The organism is Polaromonas sp. Polasp52 (assembly GCF_059491565.1).
Genome location: NZ_CP168513.1, coordinates 849,318 through 868,729 on the forward strand (window position 1 = coordinate 849,318; position 19,412 = coordinate 868,729).

The window sequence follows — 19,412 nt, forward strand, 5'->3', positions numbered from 1 at the left end:
CGACAGCGGTTTTGCCATCGGGTACGCCGCGGTGACCCGCGGTGAATGCCCCGGCAATTTTCCCCTCACCGTACATACCTTGTTACATATAAATCGGCTACGCTTGCCCTTCCGAAAGAGGAGGAAACGTGAGCCCAACCATAAAAAAAGCCGCCCTGGCACTGATCGCGGCGGCTTCGCTGCATGCCCATGCCCTGCAAGTCACCAGCCTCTCGCCCCAGGGCGAGGTCGCGCGTGTGCGGCAGATCGTCGCCAAGTTCGATGAAGGCGCCGTCAATTTCGGCGACCCGAAAGCGCCCGCCCCGCTGTCGCTGAGCTGCAGCGACGCCCAGGCCACCAAGGGCTCGGGCCGCTGGATCAACGAGCGCGAATGGGCGTTTGAATTCGAGAACGACCTGCCGCCCGGCGTCAGCTGCACGGTGAACCTGGTCGGCACCTTCAAGTCACCCAAGGGCCTGCCGGTGGCCGGCCCCTCTTCCTACAAGTTCAACACCGGCGGCCCGTTTATCCAGAACCTGCGCCCCGGCACCTACCAGCGAATCGACGAAGAGCAGTACTTCCTGCTGCAGCTCAACGGCCCGGCCACCTTGCAAAGCGTTCGCGAGAACGTCTGGTGCGCCGTCGAAGGCCTGGGCGAACGCGTGCCTGTCAAGCTGATCGAGGGCAAGGAGCGCGAGGAGCTGCTCAAGTCCCAGGGCCTGGACAAGGCCGCGGCCGGCGAGCCGCTGCGCTTCGTCACGCTGGCCTGCAACCGGCGCCTGAGCTCTGCCAGCAAGGTCCAGCTGGTTTACGGCAAGGGCGTGAGCACGCCCAGCGGCGTGCCCAACTCGGTCGAAAAACGCTACAACTTCCAGGTGCGCGAGCCCTTCTCGGCGTCCTTCAGCTGCGAGCGCGAGAACGCCCAGTCGGCCTGCCTGCCCATGCGGCCCATGAGCCTGTCTTTCAACGCGCCTGTGCCGCGCAAGCTGGCCGAGGGCATACGCCTCAAAGGCGATAAGGACACGCTCAAGCCCTCTTTTGAAGAAGGCAACAGCGACGGCGACAACGTGGTCACCAACATCACCTTCAAGCCGCTGTTTCCTGAGCAGGCCCAGTTCTCGCTGGAACTGCCCAGCAACTTCAAGGACGCCTCGGGCCGCACGCTGCGCAATGCCGACAGCTTTCCGCTGAAGGTGGCCACGGGCGCGATGCCGCCGCTGGCAAAATTCGCCGCCTCGCCCTTCGGCATCGTCGAGCGTTTTGCCGAACCCAATACCAAACCCGGCGACCCGGCCCTGCTGCCGGTCACGCTGCGCAATGTGGAAGCGGCCCTGCAGGTCAAGGGCCTGGCCCCGGGCGCCGGCAAGGTCAGCGACCTGCAGCCGCGCACCGATGCCGACATCATTGCCTGGTTCCGCAAGGTGCAGCGCTATGACGAATACGAAGTCCCGCGCAAGGCCGCCGCCGCCGACGTCAAGGGCCCGCTGCCCAAGCCGCTGGAAACGCGCGACAAGGACTATGTGCAGTCGCGCATGCTGTCTTTGCTGGGCGGCCAGGCCGGCGTGAAGACGCTGGACCTGCCCAAACCCGTGGGCGGCGACCCACGCCCCTTTGAAGTCGTCGGCATCCCGCTGGCGCCTGGTTTCCACGTGGTCGAGATCGCCTCGCAGAAACTCGGTACCTCGCTGCTGGACGAGCGCCACGGCGCGAGCCGGACCATGTATGTGCGCACCTCGGCCCTGGTGACCAACCTGGGCGTGCATTTCAAGCTGGGCCGCGAGAACTCGCTGGCCTGGGTCACCACGCTGGACAAGGGCACGCCGGTGGCGGGCGCCACAGTGCGCGTCTCGGGCTGCAACGGCACCGAGATCGCGAAAGCCGTCACCAACGCGCAAGGCATCGCGAATTTCAGCGAGCTGTCGTCCGAGCCGCCGCGTTGCTCGGGCAGCAACAACGACGACTACCGCAACGCCTATTTCGTCAGCGCGCGCAGCACAGTAGCGGGTGTCGAAGACCTGGCCTTTACCTGGAGCGACTGGCACAAGGGCATAGAGCCCTGGCGCTTCAACGTGCCGACCAGCCGCGACCCCATGCCCGACGAGCGGGCCCACACGATTTTTGACCGCACCTTGCTGCGCGCCGGCGAGACCGTGTCCATGAAGCATGTGCTGCGCACCGAAACCAGCAAGGGCTTCGGCCTGCCCGAGGGCACGCCGGCCACCCTGGTCGTCACCCATGTGGGCAGCGGCCAGCAATTCACCCAGCCCATCAGCTGGCGCAAGACGGCCACAGGCGGCCTGAGCGCCGAGAACACCTTCGCGATCCCGCCGGCCGCCAAGCTGGGTATTTACGAAGTCCAGCTCAAGGCCCCGAACGACAGCGGCAAGGGCCGCGGCAACCGCGCCCGCAGCTTCACCAGCGGCCAGTTCCGCGTCGAAGAGTTCCGCCTGCCGGTGCTCGAAGGCCGCATCAACCCTTCCGAGAAGAAGGCGCTCATCAACGTGAAGTCCGTGCCCACCGACGTGCAGATCAACTACGTCTCGGGCGGCGGCGCCGTCAACCTGCCGGTGCGCGTGTCGGCGCTGGTGCGCGCCAAGAGTCTGAGCTACGGCGACTATGAGGAATTCAACTTCATGCCGCCGCGCAACAACCGCGACAGCGGCGGCAACCAGGACAACGAGGAACGCACGGCCTCGCAGGACCAGCGCGTGATCGCCGACAAGCTGCCGCTCACGCTGGACCGCAACGGCGCGGGCAAGCTCACGATCAACGACATCCCCGCGCACAGGCAGCCGCAGGAGCTGCTGCTGGAAGCCAGCTATGCCGACCCCAACGGCGAGGTGCAGACCATTCGCAGCGTCTCCACCGTCTGGCCCGCCGCCGTGGTGGCCGGTATCAAAACCGAAGGCTGGGTTTCCTCCAGCCAGAAAATCAAATTCCAGGCGCTGGCGCTGGACCTCACAGGCAAGGTCGCCCCGGGCGTATCGCTCGAGGTGAAAGCCGTGGCGCGCATCACCACCACCAGCCGCAAGCGCATGGTGGGCGGCTTCTACACCTATGACAACAAGACCGAGACCAAAGACCTCGGCAGCGTCTGCAGCGGCAAGAGCGACTCGCGCGGCCTGCTGCTGTGTGAGACCAAGCTCGGCGAGCCGGGCGAGGTCGAACTCATCGTGACGGCGAAAGACAAGGACGGCAACAGCATCCAGGCCGCCAGCAATGTCTACGTCACGCGCCAGGGCGAGCTCTGGTTCGGCGGCGAGGACCACGACCGCATGGACGTGCTGCCCGAAAAGAAAAGCTACCAGCCCGGCGAGACCGCCAAGTTCCAGGTGCGCATGCCTTTCCGCTTTGCCACGGCCCTGGTCGCGATTGAGCGCGAAGGCGTGATCGAAACCCAGGTGGTGCAGCTCAACGGCCAGGACCCGACCGTCAACCTGCAGATCAAGGACGGCTGGGGCCCGAATGTGTATGTCAGCGTGCTGGCCCTGCGCGGCCGGCTGCGCGAGGTGCCCTGGTACAGCTTCTTCACCTGGGGCTACAAGGCGCCTCGCGAATGGTGGACCTCCTTCTGGTACGAAGGCCGCGAATACGTGGCGCCCACCGCGCTGGTTGATTTGAGCAAGCCGGCCTTCCGCCTGGGCGTGGCCGAGATTCGCGTGGGCACCAAGGCCCACCAGCTTGAGGTGAGCGTGAAGGCCGACAAGGAAAGCTACGCGGTGCGCGGCCAGGCCAAGGTCACCATCAGCGCCAAACTGCCCAACGGCCAGCCGGCCGCCAATGCCGAAGTGGCGCTGGCCGCGGTGGACCAGGCGCTGCTGGAACTGATGCCCAACGACAGCTGGGACCTGCTGGGCGCCATGCTGCAGCGCCGCTCCTGGGGCGTGGAGACCTCGACCGCGCAAATGGAAATCATAGGCCGCAGGCACTACGGGCGCAAAGCCGTGGCGGCCGGCGGCGGTGGCGGGCGCAGCAACACGCGCGAGCTGCTGGAAACCCTGCTGCTGTGGAACCCGAATGTGGTGCTGGACGCCAAGGGCCAGGCCGTGGTGACGGTGCCCCTCAATGACGCGCTGACCACCTTCAAGATCGTCGCGGTGGCCGATGCCGGCACCGGCCTCTTCGGCACCGGCCAGACCTCCATACGCGCCACGCAGGACCTGCAGATCATCAGCGGCCTGCCGCCGCTGGTGCGCGAGGACGACCAGTTCCGCGCGCAGCTGACCTTGCGCAACACCACCAAAGCCGCGATGAAGGTCGAAGTGAGCCCGCGCGCCACGCTGCTCGACCTGAAGCCGCAGACCGTGGACATCCCCGCCGGCGAGGCGCGCGAGGTGGCCTGGATGGTCACCGCGCCCGCGCAGCTGGCGCTCACACGCGCCGAAGCCATCCTGTGGGAAATCGAGGCGAAAGACACCATCAGCGGCGCGCGCGACGGCCTCAAGGCGCGCCAGCGCATCATCCCGGCCGTGCCGCTGACGGTGCAGCAGGCCACGCTGGTGCAGGTCGACGGAAGCTTCACGCTGGACGTGAACCCACCGGCCGACGCCCTGCCCGGCCGTGGCGGCCTGAAGATGTCGCTGCAGCCCAAATTGGCTGAAGGCATGGACGGCGTGCGCGATTATTTTGCGATGTACCCCTTTATCTGCCTGGAGCAGAAAACCAGCAAGGCCGTGGGCCTGCGCGATGGCAAGCTCTGGCAGACCGTGCTGGCGCAACTGCCCACCTACCTCGACAGCGATGGCCTGGCCAACTACTTCCCGCCGCGCGACGGCGAAGCCAACCGCGGCAGCGATGCGCTGACGGCCTACCTGCTGGCCGCCACGCATGAGGCCTCCGGCATCAACCCGGCCTTTGCCCTGCCCGACGAGGCCCGGGCGCCCATGGAGCGCGGCCTGATCGCGTTTGTCGAAGGCCGCATCCAGCGCGATTTCTGGAGCCCGCGCAAGGACCTGGACGCGCGCAAGCTGGCCGCGCTGGAGGCGCTGTCGCGCTACGGCAAGGCCCAGGGCCGCATGCTGGGCAGCATCACCGTCGCGCCCAACCAGTGGCCCACGCATGCGGTGATCGACTGGCTCAACATCTTGAAACGTGTGGCCGACGCGCCGCAGCGCGAGCAGCGCATTGCCGAGGCCAACCAGGTGCTGCGCTCACGCCTGTCCTTCCAGGGCACCAAACTCATCTTCAGCACCGAGAAGGACGACTACTGGTGGTGGCTGATGACCAACGGCGACGTCAACACCGCGCGCCTGATGCTGGCCGTGATGGACGACCCGGCCTGGAAGGACGACATGGGGCGCCTGGCCAACGGCTTTATCGCGCGCCAGCAAAAAGGCGCCTGGCACACCACCACGGCCAACCTCTGGGGCGGCCTGGCGCTCGACAAGTTCTCGGCCAAGTTTGAAGCCACGCCGGTGGCCGGTGTGACCAAGGCCACGCTGGCCGCGGCCGCCGCGAGTGCGGCCAGTGTGGAATGGGCCAAGGTCGACCGCGTCAAGACCACCGACGCGGCCGGCGCGCCCAACCAGACCACCTTCTTCGGCGCACCTGCTTCGCCCGGCAACCTGCGCAACAACAGCATGTTCCTGCCCTGGGGCAGCGCCGCGAAAGACACGCTGACGGTGACCCACCAGGGCCCGGGCAAGCCCTGGCTCACGCTGCAGTCCATCGCGGCCATCCAGCTCAAGGAACCGTTTAACGCCGGTTACCAGATCAAGAAGACCATCACGCCGGTGGAGCAGGCCGTCAAGGGTGTCTACACCCGCGGCGACGTGATCCGCATCTCGCTGGAAGTCAACGCGAGCGCCGACATGACCTGGGTGGTGATCAGCGACCCGGTGCCCGGCGGCGCGACCATCCTGGGCGGCGGCCTGGGCCGTGATTCGGAAATCGCGACCAGCGGCGAGAAAAAGACCGGCACCGGCTGGCCCGCGTTTGAAGAACGCAGCTTCGAGGCCTTCCGCAGCTATTACGAATACCTGCCCAAGGGCGTGGTCAAGATGGAATACACCGTGCGCCTGAACAACGTCGGCGACTTCGCGCTGCCGCCCAGCCGCGTGGAGGCCATGTATGCGCCCGAGATGTTCGGTGAATTCCCGAATGCGCGGGTCAAGGTGGAAGCCGCGAAATGATCCAGCGCCGCGCCGTAGCCGCTTCGCTCGCAGCCTCACTCGCCGCGGGCATGGCCCTGCCGCGCGTGGCGGCCGCGGCCGCGGCTGACTGGCAGCGCAGCCTGGGCTACCCCACGGGCTGGGGGCCCAACCGCAGTTGGACCGACAAGGACTACCGCATCGGCAATTATTCGGGCGGCTACGAGGCCATGTTCCGCGCGCGGCCCATCGCCGCGCCGGCACAGGCCTCCCCACTGGTGGCCGCTTCGGCTGAAAGCCTCAAGGCCTTTACGCCGGTTGCGGAATCGGCGGCGGACTACCTCAAGGCCTGGCCGGTGACCGGCCTGCTGGTGGCGCGCAAGGGCCAGGTGCTGCTGGAGTCCTACCAGTTCGATCGCAAGCCCGAGATGCGTTTGACCAGCTGGTCCATGGCCAAGAGCGTGACCTCCCTGTTGCTGGGCATCTGCCTGGACCGCGGCCTGATCCGCTCCATGGACGACACGCCGCAAATGTATGTCGATGACCTCAAGGGCACGCTGCACGGCGGCATCGCGCTGCGCCACCTGGCGAATATGTCCAGCGGCGCGGCCATACTGCACGACCGCGACAACCCCACGATCTACCCGCGCGCATTCTCCGGCGGCAACACCGACCTGGAGGCCGTGGTGCGCGGCTGGAATACCGTGCAGGAGCCGCCCGGCACGCGCTACAACTACAACGAGCTGTGCCCGCTGACCATAGGCATGGTGATTCGCCAGGTCACCGGCCAGCCTCTGGCCTCCTTTTGTGAGCAGGCCCTGTGGCAGCCCCTGGGCGCCGAGGGCGGCGCCAGCTGGCTGTGCGACAGCAAGGGCAAGGAGTTCAACTGCATAGGCTTTGGCGCCAGGCTGCGCGACTGGGCCCGGCTGGGCCAGTTGATCGCGCAGAACGGCGCCATTGAAGGCCGCCAGGTCGTCAGCAAAAAATGGATAGACGAATGTTCCTCCTGGTCGGCCGCCGATGCCCAGGGCCGGCACGGAACGGCCATGCGCTATTTCGGCTACAAGAATTTCTTCTGGCACCCCAAAGCCGACGGCAGCTGGATGATGATGAACGGCCACCACGGCCAGCGCGTGCTGGTGGACCGCGTGACCCAGACCGTGCTGGTGCAAACCGCCGTGGAGGCCGAGGGGCCCTGGCAGGCGCAGCTGCTGCAGCTTTTTAGTGCGGCGACCAAGGTGGGGTTGGCGGTATGAGCAGTCCTTCCGAAAACTGAATCCGCAGATGACGCAGATGAACACAGATACAGACAAACGTGATGCGCAGACTTTTGCGGTTATCGGCGCAGCCATGGCTGTTCAAAGTGAACTTGGTAATGGATTCTTGGAGCCTGTCTACCAGGAAGCACTTGCCTGGGAGTTTCAACAGCGGGGAATTGCATTTGAACGGGAAGCTGCTCTGCCCATTCATTACCGCAATGTCACACTGACCGCTGTTTATCGTGCAGATTTCGTTTGCTTCGGCGAACTGATCGTCGAGCTCAAAGCGCTCAGCGGGCTATCAGGGATTGAAGAGGCACAAGTCATCAACTACCTGAAGGCCGCAAAGCTTCAGAGAGCACTCCTCATTAATTTCGGTACTCCGCGTCTCGAATACAAACGTCTTGTTTTCAATCTGCGTTCATCTGCGTAATCTGCGGATGAATCTTTTATCCACAGATTGCATAGGTAGCAATAAAGATAAACCTCAATCAGAGTACAGATGTCTGGTCTTCAATCTGTGGAAGATTTTTTTATCCGCAGATGACGCAGATTTACACAGATTAAGAAATCCGGATGCGAAGTTGCAGGTTAAGCGTATGGAGATACAGGTGAAGAATAGGTTCAAGGCAGGTTTGCTTGTCTTTTCGTTCATGATGAGTTGTGCCTGCCCCGCCCACGCCATCGCCACCTTCGACGAAGTCAAACGCGGCTTCAAACCCTCAGAGACCCTGGTGCTGGACCGCAACGGTGAACTGCTGCAGCGCCTGCGCACCGACAAAGCTGTGCGGCGCGGCCAGTGGGTTGCCTTGCCCGATGTATCGCCGGCCCTGCGCACAGCGCTGGTGCTCAGCGAGGACAAGCGGTTTTATGAACACAGCGGCGTGGACTGGCGCGCGGTCTCGGCCGCGGCATGGGGCAATTTGTGGAACACCAAGACCCGCGGCGCCTCCACCATCAGCATGCAGCTGGCCGGGCTGCTCGACGAAGACTGGCGCGCCGGCGCGGGCGGGCGCAGCATCACGCAAAAAGTCGGCCAGACTGTCTCGGCGCAAATGCTGGAAGCACGTTGGCGCAAGGACCAGATCCTGGAGGCTTACCTGAATCTCGTGCCCTTTCGCGGCGAGATGGTGGGCATAGACGCGCTGAGCCGCACGCTGTTCGGCAAGGCCGCGCACGGCCTGGACGAACGCGAGGCGGCGATCGCAGCCGCGCTGGTGCGCGCGCCCAATGCCAAGGCCGCGCAGGTCTCACAGCGCGCCTGCGGCGTGCTTAAGGTCATGCAAGCACCCGCCAAGGTGGATTGCACGGGCCTGGATTTGTTTGCCAGCGCCGCGCTGCAGCGCAAGGCGTTTGACGCGAGTGAGGGCGTGGCGCCGCATCTGGCGCGCAGGCTGGTAGCCGCCCAGGCCGGCAACACCCAGGGCCGGGCTAACGCGCCCCGGGCATTGGCCTCCACCGTTCGCGCCCCGCTGCAACGCTTCGCCGTGCAAACTCTCACCCAGCAGCTGCGCGAGCTGCGCGGCCGCCATGTGGAAGACGGCGCCATCGTGGTGCTGGACAATGCCACGGGCGAGGTGCTGGCCTGGGTGGGCTCCTCGGGCGAGCTGAGCGACGCGGCCGAAGTCGACGGCGTGTTGGCGCTACGCCAGCCGGGCTCCACGCTCAAGCCCTTTTTGTACGCGCAGGCGATGGCCGAACGCCGCATCACCGCGGCCTCGCTGCTCGAAGACTCGTCCTCGCAGATACAGACCTCGGGCGGCCTTTACATCCCGCAAAACTACGACCGGCAGTTCAAGGGCCTGGTGTCGGCGCGCACCGCGCTGGGCGCCTCGCTCAATGTGCCGGCCGTGCGCACGCTGGTGATGGTCTCGCCCGACGCCTTCCACAAGCAGCTCAGGGCAGTCGGCCTGCCGCTGAAAGAATCGGGCGACTACTACGGCTACAGCCTGGCGCTGGGCAGCAGCGAGGTTTCGCTGCTGTCGCTCACCAATGCCTACCGCACGCTGGCCAACGGCGGGCGCTACAGCGCGCCTTCGCTCGCGAAGAATCCCAAACCCGTCTTCAAACCGGCGCTGGACGCGCGCGCCGCCTTTATCGCGACCGACATCATGGCCGACCCGCTGGCGCGCGCGCGCACCTTCGGCACCGACAGCGTGCTGGCCACGCGTTTCTGGACGGCCGTCAAAACCGGCACCAGCAAGGACATGCGCGACAACTGGGCCATGGGCTTTTCGCAGCGCTACACCGTGGGCGTGTGGGTGGGCAATGCCAGCGGCGCCCCCATGTGGGACGTGAGCGGCACCAGCGGCGCGGCACCCATCTGGGCGGCGCTGATGAATTACCTGCACAGGACAGAACGCAGCCGCGTCCCCACGCCGCCCGCCGGCCTGGTGCAAAGCCGCACGCAGTTCGGCAATCAGGGCGGAACGCCGCTGGAGGCCGCGCGCAGCGAGTGGTTTATCCAGGGCACGGAACAGGCGATGTTTGCCGCGAATTCCAGCACCGGCGATTTCGGCCCGGCCAAGGCCTCCAGGCCTGGTAAAAAACCCGCGGCCGAGCCCGACGCCCCGCCCCGCATCACCGCCCCGGCCTCGGGCACCATCATCGCGCTGGACCCGGACATCCCGCCCAAACACCAGCGCATCAGCTTCAGCGCCGAAGGCCGCGGCACACGCTGGCTGATGGACGGCAAGGAGTTCGCGCGCGGCCCGCAAGCCCAGTGGCTGCCCTGGCCGGGCCGCCATGTGGTGCAGCTGCTCGATGCCGGCGGCAAGGTCGCCGACGAGATCAAATTCGAAGTGCGCGGCGCCGGCGTGCGCGAGGCCAGCGCACGTGGCGGCGCGGCCGCCAAACGTTGACCTTCACCCATCCGCATGCCCCAACTCCAAACCGCCCTGCCCTCCCTACCTCTGCCGACCACACGGCGCCTCTTTCAAACCCTGCTGGTGCTCTGGGCGGCGCTGTGTGTGCTGACGGCCGGTGCCGGGCAGACAGCCCCGCCGGTCGATGCCGCGCAGACAGCCGTGTCGGCTGACGCCGCGCAGATGGCCGCGCCGACCGATGCCGTGCAGGTGCCCGTTCCGCCCTACAGCGCGCGCGTACTCGACACCAGCGGCACGCTGAACACCGCGCAGGTCGCGGCCTTGAACGAACAAATCCTGGCGCTGGAGGCCGACACCCGGGCGGCCGTGGTCGTGTTCATGCTGCCGACCACGGGCGTAGAAGCCATAGAGGAATACGCCATGCGCGTGTTCGAGAAATGGAAACTCGGTGACAAGGAGCGCGATGACGGCATCCTGATCCTGGTCGCCACAGAGGACAGGCGCATGCGCATCGAGGTCGGCCAGGGCCTGGAGGGCAGCGTGCCCGACGTGCTGGCGGGCCGCATCATCGACGAGCAGATGAAGCCGCGTTTTCAGGCCAGGGACTACGCGGGCGGGCTGCAAGCGGCCATCGACCACATAGGCGCAGCGGTCCGCGGCGACGCGCAGCCCGTGGAAGACACGGGCCGCGGTATCACGCCCTTTGGCTGGGCTTTTTTGGCCTCCTTGCTGTGGGGTTTCGCCGTAGGTGCGGCTCGTGCGCACCGCAAGTGGAAATGGAAGTGGCCGGTGACGATGGGCGTGGCCGCCGCCCTTCCGCTGATGGCGGCAGCCGCCCTGAAGGCGCCCGGCCTGGCGGTCATCCTGCTGACCTTCCCGGTGCCACTGGCGTTTGCGCTGGGTTTCGGCTGTGGCCGCTCGCGCACCCTGCGCAGGGTGGTGGGCGGTATCGCATTGGTGATCTGCCTGATGGCGGGCATGGCCTATGCGGTGGGCGCCAACAGCTTCGGCCTGGGCTTGCTCTACGTCGCAGGGGGCGCTGTTGCCTGCCTGCTGCTGGGCAGCATCGGTGCGGGTGCTTACATGGCCTTCAAGCGCAGCCTGCTGGAGTTCGGCGTGCGCTGCGCGCTAGTGGCCGGCATCGTGGGCTATGTGGCCTTCCAGAATCCACCGGACCTGCTTTTTATGGATTGGGAATCCTGGCTTCCCACGGGGCTCGCGGCCGGCCTGGCGATGCTCTTCGGGTTTTTCCCGGGCAGCGTCAGCACCAGCAGCGGGGGCGGCAGCTCATCGAGCAGCGGTTCGAGCTCCAGCTCAAGTTCCAGCAGCCGGAGCTCGTCGGGCGGCTCTAGCAGCGGCGGCGGGGCCTCCGGCAGCTGGTAGGAAGAGGGCTTTAGCCCCAGCCGGCACCCGTATTGAAATAATTTGGAAGCCGGCAAAATTTATTCAATCCCGCCCGGGCCCAAAGCTTTAGCATCAGAACCTGTTCACGGTCTAAACGGGGCCGCGTTGGGGTGCAATCGGGATGAGTGGGCCGACCGGGAACGCCGCATGGGCTAATGCCCATGCAAGGGCTCGGGTGGCTCAATCGCCCGATTTCACCCCAACCCGGAGGGCAAGCCCCTTCTCGGGCGGTCTGCGGCGTTGCGGCGCTAACCCATAGCGGTGCTATGGGCAGCGCACCGCGCCTTGCATCCCATCCCGAGAAGGGGCTTGCGCGGCTCCGTTTAGACCGTGAACAGGTTCTAGCCACTGAGGAGACTATCACCGTGCCCGTGATCACCAACATTGAAGACTTGCGCGTCTTGGCCCAAAAACGCGTGCCCCGCATGTTCTACGACTACGCCGATTCCGGCTCGTGGACCGAAAGCACCTACCGCGCCAACGAGAGCGACTTCCAGAAGATCAAGCTGCGCCAGCGCGTCGCCGTCAACATGGAAAACCGCAGCACGGCCACCACCATGATAGGCCAGCCGGTCGCCATGCCGGTCGCCATCGCGCCCACGGGCCTCACCGGCATGCAGCACGCCGACGGTGAAATCCTGGGCGCCCGCGCCGCCAAAAAATTCGGCATCCCCTTCACGCTCTCGACCATGAGCATCTGCTCCATCGAGGACGTGGCGGCCGGCACCGACCGCCACCCCTTCTGGTTCCAACTCTATGTGATGAAGGACCGCGCCTTTATCGAAAGCCTGATAGACCGCGCCAAGGCAGCCAATTGCTCGGCGCTGGTGCTCACGCTGGATTTGCAAATTCTCGGCCAGCGCCACAAAGACCTCAAGAACGGCCTGAGCGCACCGCCCAAGCCCACACTCTCCACCATCCTCAACCTCATGACCAAGCCGCGCTGGGGCCTGGGCATGCTGGGCACCAAACGCCACGGCTTCGGCAACATCGTGGGCCACGTCAAAGGCGTGGAGAACATGGGCTCGCTCTCGGAATGGACGGCCAAGCAGTTTGACCCGGCCCTCAACTGGGGCGACGTGGAGTGGATCAAAAAACGCTGGGGCGGCAAGCTGATCCTCAAAGGCATCCAGGACGTCGAGGACGCAAAACTCGCTGTCAACTCGGGCGCCGATGCGCTGATCGTCTCCAACCACGGCGGCCGCCAGCTTGACGGCGCGATGTCGTCCATTTCCTGCCTGCCCGAGATCATCGCGGCCGTCGGCAACCAGATCGAAGTGCACATGGACGGCGGCATACGCTCCGGCCAGGACGTGCTCAAGGCTGTTGCCCTGGGCGCCAAGGGCACTTACATAGGCCGCGCCTTCCTCTACGGCCTGGGCGCCATGGGCGAACAAGGCGTGACCAAGGCGCTGGAGATCATCCACAAGGAGCTGGACCTGACCATGGCGTTTTGCGGGCGGACGGATATCAAGGCGGTGGATAGCGGGATTTTTGTGCCTGGGACTTATTGAGGGCTAGGTGCGGGGGACTCAAAATCCCCCGCTGCAAGGCGTGCCGGTTCGATTCCGGCGTCGGGCATCATGGCTCTTCAGCCATGAGCACAGTTCTCGCCGGAGTTCAGCCTGGCGACTGATTCTTTAGAACGAACCTGATGCCGTAGCCATACGCGCCTAGAAAGACCACGATTAATAAGCACTTGACCAGAGTGGGATAGGACGACGCCCCAAGCGGGGCTATCAGCGCCAGCCCGCCGATGAACCAAGTGAACCACGCCGCCGGCTTCACGTTGATCATTTCAAGTTCAAGCGCTCCGATCACAAGCGAAGCCACTAGCACCACAAGACTGGCCAGGATCGGATAGTTGTGAAAGAAGGTCATGACATATCCTATTTCCGGCATGAGCAATGCAGCAACGCATCGGCGTTCGCGGTGGTCGCAAAAGTGAACGAGCCCGTTCCAAACAGAAGGAGCCCCTGACTGGTACGGGTGGCAGCCTTTTCAGCGAGGCCACCTGCGCTCACAAGGACGCGACTCGAGCTACCACCTGCGACGCCAGCCCCTGCAACGCCCATTGCGGAAACTGCCAGCGCGCCGGCTGCCGGGACAGCAACCCCCACCCCCTTAACCACAAGTGAGATCCCTGCACTTGTCCACGCCTGGCTAGCCGTTCCGCTGCCGGGGATGTAGCTCAAGCCGCTGAAGTTTGGCACCCAGAAATCTGCCACTGTCTCGCCGTATTTGCTACGCAGATACTCCTGCACACACGGATCAGTATTGAAATCTTTGGGTTCAGGGGGCCTTGAAACCGGGGAGCCGCTCGCGCGAAAAATTGTTTCCCAAGCTCCTGGGGATGCTAGCCCCGACGGGTCTGTGAACATTAAGGGATTGCCCTCCACATACAGGAAAGTATTTATACCACCCTGAAGTCCAATCGGATCGGACTGCATATACCGACCGATCCGTGGGTTGTATTCGCGATTCCAGTTTTGGAACAAGCCACTCTCTGCGTCGAACACCTGCCCAGGCAAACGCTGGTTAAAGCTGAAAACTCCCAAGCCACTAGGATTCTGGTCCGGAGTTGTCGCGCCAAATACCTCAGCCGAATCCCAACGCCAGGCAACTGCGTCATCGCTCTGGCGGGTAATGATGCGTGGCGTACCAAGCTGGTCTGTCGAAACGTTGTACAGGCCGATCGCAATGTTGCTTGCGCCTGCTGTGCCTGTCTGCTTGATCACGCCCACAGAGCTGTTCAAATAAATGGTTTCATAGAGCGGGACGCCATTGACATCGTATTCACCAAGCAGCTTTCCTTCTTCGTCATAAACGTAGTAGGCGGCACCGGTAGGCACCAGCGCCGCCGGCCCGGTCTTGCCAACCCGCAGCTCCAGCGCGTTGTAGCTGTAAGTGACCATGCCACCAGCATTCGTCATGGTCGCCATACGACCCCGGTCGCTGTAAGTGAAGGTATTGATACCGTCGCTCGTGATATTGCCAGCAGCGTCATGCGCCACAATGGCCGTGCCACCCATATCCTGGGTCTGAGTCAGCTTGTTGCTTGTGGCCGAGATGGTATTGGGGTAGCTTGTGCCGCTGATCACCTTGGCCGTACGGTTGCCCGTAGCGTCGTAGCTGTACTGGATCGCCGTGCTGCCCAGCGTCGCACTGATCAGTCGGTTCAGGTTGTCATACCCAAAGCTTTGGTCCAGAGCCGGAACCGGGCTTCCATTACTCACATGCGTGTAACCCGTGATGCGCCCCGCAGTATCACGAACGATGGTGCGGCGAATGCCGGTTGTTGTCGGATCACCCAGGTTGTAAGCACTGATCTGCCCATTGGCGTCATAGCTGATGGCTTGCGTTTTGGTGCTGGCCCAGGTCCAACCGGTCATCTTGCTTTCCGCATTGGTGGTGATGCCTGATAGCAGCGGCAATGTCGATCCGGTATTGGTTCCGACACCGTTGCTGTTCGGTGGGTTGACGGTAATGCCCGAAACCACACCCTGCGCGTCATAGCTGTAGTTAACACGTGTGCCGCTCGGGTAAGTAATCGCGGTCAGCTTGTCGAGCGCACTGCCACTATCGCCCCAGGTATAGCCCACGGTGAACGTCCTGGACCCCGTAACCTGGGTTTTTCCAGTCTTGCGGCCCATGCTGTCGTAGCTGTAGGTCACCTGGCCGCTGGCGTCAGTGATCTTGGTGAGTTCGCCCACGGTCGCCGGTGTGGGGGTCGCTCCGCCGTCGTATTCAAATGTCGTTCCCGTACCCGTGGCATAGCTGATGGTTTTAAGGCGGTCCAGGTTGTCATAGGTGTACTGGGTCAGCTTGCCTCTGGCGTCTGTCTTCGTGAGCATCTTGCCCAGCGCGTCATAGGTGTACTGGCTGGCTCCGGTGTCCGGGCTGGTTTGCGCGGTCACGTCGCCAAGGCCATTGGGGCTGTAAGTGGTCGCCAGGTTGCGCGGGTCGGTGACCTGGGTCAGGCCGTCGGCGGCGTTATAGGCAAAACCGGTAGTCGTGGGCGTGGCGCTACCGATATTGGCCGGCTGCTGGGTCTGGATGGGACGGCCCAGGCTGTCGTAGTAGGTGTAGGTCGCGAGGCCGTTGGGGTCCAGCACGGTGGTGGGCCGGCCCATGGCGTCATAGCCGTACTGCCAGGTCAGGGTGCCGGTGTTGATGGCAACTAACTGCCTTTGGCGTCTATGGCGCCGGTTAGGCGGTGAGCGGCAGCATACGCTCAGGCTAGGACGTGCTCAAGGCGATTGCCCTGGGCGCCAAGGGCACTTACATAGGCCGCGCTTTTCTCTACGGCCTCGGCGCCATGGGCGAACAAGGCGCTGGAGATCATCCACAAGGAGCTGGACCTGACCATGGCGTTTTGCGGGCGCACGGATATCAAGGCGGTGGATAGCGGGATTTTTGTGCCTGGGACTTATTGAGGGTGGAGTGCGGGGGACGCAAAAATCCCCTGCTGAGAGGCGTGCTGGTTCGATTCCGGCCCCGGCATCGTGGCTGGCGTCAAACACAGCCACTACTGTTGAATTCCACCGAGATTTCACCCGGTTAGAGCAGTAATTTCCATTCAGCCTCGATCCACGTAAGCCCTGCTCTGCTGGTTTGAAAACGGCGAAATGAGAATGATGCTCGTACACCCCGAGCGCCATTTGATCATAAGAAGTGTGGGACCGGCGTTGATGAAAAGCCCGGGTCAAACTGAACTGCAATTCAACAAGTTAGCTATTCATGATTTGGTTGCGTATATTTCGGCTCCGTAGGCAAAGTCTCCGGAGCATCACTAGCTGCTGCCACAAGGCGCTCCCAAATGTCATTTGGTATCGAGTTCTTCCATACTCCGGCAAGAAGCCAACGGAACCGTAAATCTGCCTCCGCGCGCGCCTCAATAAGATCTATAAATTTGTGACCATGTCTTGCCAATAAATCTTCTAACGGCCCCGCAGCTAGGTTTTCCAATGTCAATTCGTGGTCTGTGCTATTCAAAATTCTCAGAATCAACTTCCATGCAATATCTGGAGACTCTCGACCCAACACATTCAGTTTTTGCCACGCCCAGAAGTCCGGCTCAATCTCTGGATTAAGTCTGACAGCACTGCTGTAACGAATCCATGCCTCTAAGAGGGCATCCGACTGACTCTGATTGTCGTTTGTCATGGCTATCGCGCTGCAGGTCGCTCTGGTGGAACAATCATTGTTGCAAGAATTCGATCAAACGGGTCAACAGGACATGGAACTAAGTCCGCCTCGACAATTAGATTACGGAGCTCCACTTGCTTATTTCTAATTTGCTGTTGATGCCCTATCCAAGATCCTCCGCGGTTAGATATCTTCTCAATGTTAGCTTTATTGAAAAGATCCCGTGGATCATTGAGCGCCTTGTAGTATCGATCTCGAATTTCTTGGGCTACTTCTTTAATTTTCGCTTGAAGCGTGGCGCAATAATCCATCTTCTCAACCGCGCAAAAATCACCAACTGCACCTCCGACCACTTTACCAAAGTTGCGCCCGAGAATTCCACCTCCAATTGCACCTGCAACAGTACCTCCACCAGGTTCTATCAAAGTGCCAATTGCTGCGCCGCCTGCTCTTCCGCCCCAACTACCGACTACACCTCCAATTGCCTCTCCGACAGGATTCAAGCCACGGGGATCCGTAAATTGCAGGGCATTTCCCCCCACATACGCAAAGGTATTTATGCCGCCCTGAAGTCCAATAGGATCAGACTGCATATACCGCCCGACGCGCGGGTTGTACTCCCGGTTCCAGTTCTGGAACAAGCCACTCTCGGCATCAAGCACCTGACCCGGTAGCCTCTGGTTAAAGCTGAAAGTCCCTAGGCTGCTTGGATTCTGGTCCGGCGCGGTAGCCCCAAATACCTCAGTCGAATCCCAACGCCAGGCGAGCGCCTCATCGCTTTGACGCGTGATGGTTCTTGGCGTACCGACCTGGTCTGTCGAGACGTTGTACAGGCTGATCGCAATGTTGCTTGCGCCTGCAGTGCCCGTTTGCTTGATCACACCAACCGGAGTGCCGAAATAGATGGTTTCGTAAATCGGAGTGCCATTGGCGTCGTATTCGCCCAGCAGCTGACCTTCTTCGTCATAAACGTAGTAAGTCGCGCCGGTTGGAACGAGCGCCGTCGGGCCAGTCTTGCCAACCCGCAATTCCAAAGCATTGTAGCTATAGGTGACCGTACCACCCGCATTGGTCATGGTCGCCAGACGGCCACGATCGCTATAGGTGTAAGTGTTAGTGCCATCACTCGTGATATTGCCCGCCGCGTCATGCACCACAGTCGCCGTGCCCCCCACATCCTGAGTCTGAGTCAGTTTGTTGCTGGTGGCGGAAATGGTGTTGGGATAGCTCGTGCCGCTAATAACCTTGGCCGTACGGTTGCCCGTGGCGTCGTAGCTGTATTGAATTGCCGTGCTGCCAAGCGTGGCGCTGATCAGGCGATTCAGGTTGTCATAGCCAAAGCTTTGGTCCAGAGCCGGAACAGGGCTTCCATTGCTGACATGCGTATAGCCCGTGATGCGACCCGCAGTATCACGAACGACGGTCCGACGAACACCGGTGGTTGTCGGGTCACCGAGGTTATAGGCGCTGATCTGGCCGTTGGCATCGTAGCTGATGGCCTGGATTTTGGTGCTGGCCCAGGTCCAGCCGGTCAGCTTGTTTTCGGCATTGGTGGTGATAGCACTCAGCAGCGGGAGAGTGGATCCGGTATTGGTGCCGACACCATTGCTGTTCGGCGGATTCACGGTGATACCCGAGACCACGCCCTGCGCGTCATAGCTGTAATTGACCCGGGTTCCGCTGGGATAGGTAATCGCGGTCAGCTTGTCCAAAGCGCTGCCTGTGTCACCCCAGGTATAGCCCACCGTAAATGTTTTAGCCCCCGTGGTCTGAGTCTTGCCCGTCTTGCGGCCCATGCTGTCGTAGCTGTAAGTCACTTGGCCTGAGGCATCGGTGATCTTGGTCAGTTCGCCTATGACGGCGGGTGTGGGGGTGGCTCCGCCGTCGTATTCAAACGTCGTCCCCGTGCCCGTGGCATAGCTGATGGTTTTGATGCGATCCAGGTTGTCATAGGTGTACTGGGTGAGCTTGCCTCTGGCGTCTGTCTTCGTGAGCATCTTGCCCAGCGCGTCATAGGTGTACTGGCTCGCTCCCGTATCGGGGCTGGTCTGGGCCGTAACATCACCGAGGCCATTGGGGCTGTAAGTGGTCGCCAGGTTGCGCGGGTCGGTGACCTGGGTCAGGCCGTCGGCGGCGTTATAGGCAAAGCCGGTGGTCGTGGGCGTGGCGCTGCCGATATTGGCCGGTTGCTGGGTCTGGATGGGCCGGCCCAGGCTGTCGTAATAGGTATAGGTCGCCAGGCCGTTGGGGTCCAGCACGGTGGTGGGCCGGCCCATGGCGTCGTAGCCGTATTGCCAGGTCAGGGTGCCGGTGTTGATGGCAACCACGACAGCGCCAGAAGTCGACGGGTCGTTGTTGGTGTCGCCGGCGTATTCAGCACTCAGGGTGTGGCTCCCGAGGGCGAGCGAATTGGTGGCAAAGCTTGCCACGCCACCGCTCAAGGCGCTGCTGCCCACGGTGGTGCCACCATCCTTAAAGGTGACGGTGCCTGTCGGGCTCGCGCCCGTAACGGTCGCAGTCAGCGTGATGTTTTGCCCGACCGGGGCGGTGCCGGCGCTGCTTGAAAGCGCCGTGGTCGTCGGGCCGGCAAAGGCCATGGCCGGGGCCACAAGGAGCAGCAGAATTACGCGGCTTAGCCACGCGGTAAAGGTTCTGGTTAGGCTAAAGCTGCTCATGCGAACTCCTGCTTGGGTGGTGATGGTTGTAGT

10 protein-coding genes, 1 tRNA gene and 1 pseudogene are annotated in these 19,412 nt (G+C 62.9%); 8 read left to right on the forward strand and 4 right to left on the reverse strand.

Features of this window, described 5'->3' with window-relative positions; all coding sequences use genetic code 11:
• The first annotated feature begins 128 nt into the window (after positions 1-128).
• The 7 genes from ACEN9P_RS04145 to ACEN9P_RS04175 all read left to right on the forward strand — a co-directional run bounded on the left by ACEN9P_RS04145 (position 129) and on the right by ACEN9P_RS04175 (position 13,137).
• Positions 129-6,110: an alpha-2-macroglobulin family protein gene (locus ACEN9P_RS04145; RefSeq protein WP_495621168.1), complete on the forward strand. Its 5,982-nt coding sequence runs from the start codon at positions 129-131 to the stop codon at positions 6,108-6,110.
• Entirely contained in the window at positions 6,107-7,324 is a 1,218-nt protein-coding gene (locus ACEN9P_RS04150; protein WP_495621169.1) for a serine hydrolase domain-containing protein, read from the forward strand. Before ACEN9P_RS04145 ends, ACEN9P_RS04150 begins: the two co-directional genes overlap by 4 nt.
• Before the next feature lie 28 nt (positions 7,325-7,352).
• Positions 7,353-7,760 carry a GxxExxY protein gene (locus ACEN9P_RS04155; protein WP_495621170.1) on the forward strand — a complete coding sequence of 136 codons (408 nt, stop codon included), beginning with the start codon at positions 7,353-7,355 and terminating at the stop codon, positions 7,758-7,760.
• Positions 7,761-7,926: 166 nt separating this feature from the next.
• On the forward strand, positions 7,927-10,188 hold the full coding sequence (gene pbpC, locus ACEN9P_RS04160; protein ID WP_495621171.1) for a penicillin-binding protein 1C: 2,262 nt from the start codon (positions 7,927-7,929) through the stop codon (positions 10,186-10,188).
• A gap of 15 nt (positions 10,189-10,203) precedes the next feature.
• Entirely contained in the window at positions 10,204-11,535 is a 1,332-nt protein-coding gene (locus ACEN9P_RS04165) for a TPM domain-containing protein (RefSeq protein WP_495621172.1), read from the forward strand.
• 386 nt (positions 11,536-11,921) lie between these two features.
• Positions 11,922-13,070 (forward strand): alpha-hydroxy acid oxidase, encoded by a 1,149-nt coding sequence (locus tag ACEN9P_RS04170; RefSeq protein ID WP_495621173.1) that lies wholly within the window; start codon positions 11,922-11,924, stop codon positions 13,068-13,070.
• Positions 13,055-13,137 (forward strand) — tRNA-Leu (locus ACEN9P_RS04175). Before ACEN9P_RS04170 ends, ACEN9P_RS04175 begins: the two co-directional genes overlap by 16 nt.
• Positions 13,138-13,176: 39 nt before the next feature.
• On the opposite strand, the gene ACEN9P_RS04180 is transcribed toward ACEN9P_RS04175, so the two are convergent.
• On the reverse strand, positions 13,177-13,437 hold the full coding sequence (locus ACEN9P_RS04180) for a hypothetical protein (protein WP_495621174.1): 261 nt from the start codon (positions 13,435-13,437) through the stop codon (positions 13,177-13,179).
• Positions 13,438-13,445: 8 nt separating this feature from the next.
• Positions 13,446-15,794 (reverse strand): RHS repeat-associated core domain-containing protein, encoded by a 2,349-nt coding sequence (locus ACEN9P_RS04185; RefSeq protein ID WP_495622137.1) that lies wholly within the window; start codon positions 15,792-15,794, stop codon positions 13,446-13,448.
• Between ACEN9P_RS04185 and ACEN9P_RS04190 the strand changes: the two are divergent.
• A pseudogene (locus tag ACEN9P_RS04190) lies at positions 15,773-15,992 on the forward strand (alpha-hydroxy-acid oxidizing protein); the annotation flags it as partial. The gene ACEN9P_RS04185 and the pseudogene ACEN9P_RS04190 sit on opposite strands and share 22 nt — an antisense overlap.
• 298 nt (positions 15,993-16,290) lie before the next feature.
• Here ACEN9P_RS04190 and ACEN9P_RS04195 read toward each other — a convergent pair.
• Together ACEN9P_RS04195 and ACEN9P_RS04200 are read right to left on the reverse strand one after the other, a co-directional pair.
• Positions 16,291-16,722, reverse strand: coding sequence for a DUF6869 domain-containing protein (locus tag ACEN9P_RS04195; protein ID WP_495621175.1), 432 nt, complete (start codon positions 16,720-16,722; stop codon positions 16,291-16,293).
• Between the two features lie 2 nt (positions 16,723-16,724).
• Positions 16,725-19,379, reverse strand: coding sequence for an Ig-like domain repeat protein (locus ACEN9P_RS04200; protein ID WP_495621176.1), 2,655 nt, complete (start codon positions 19,377-19,379; stop codon positions 16,725-16,727).
• Between the last annotated feature and the right edge of the window lie 33 nt (positions 19,380-19,412).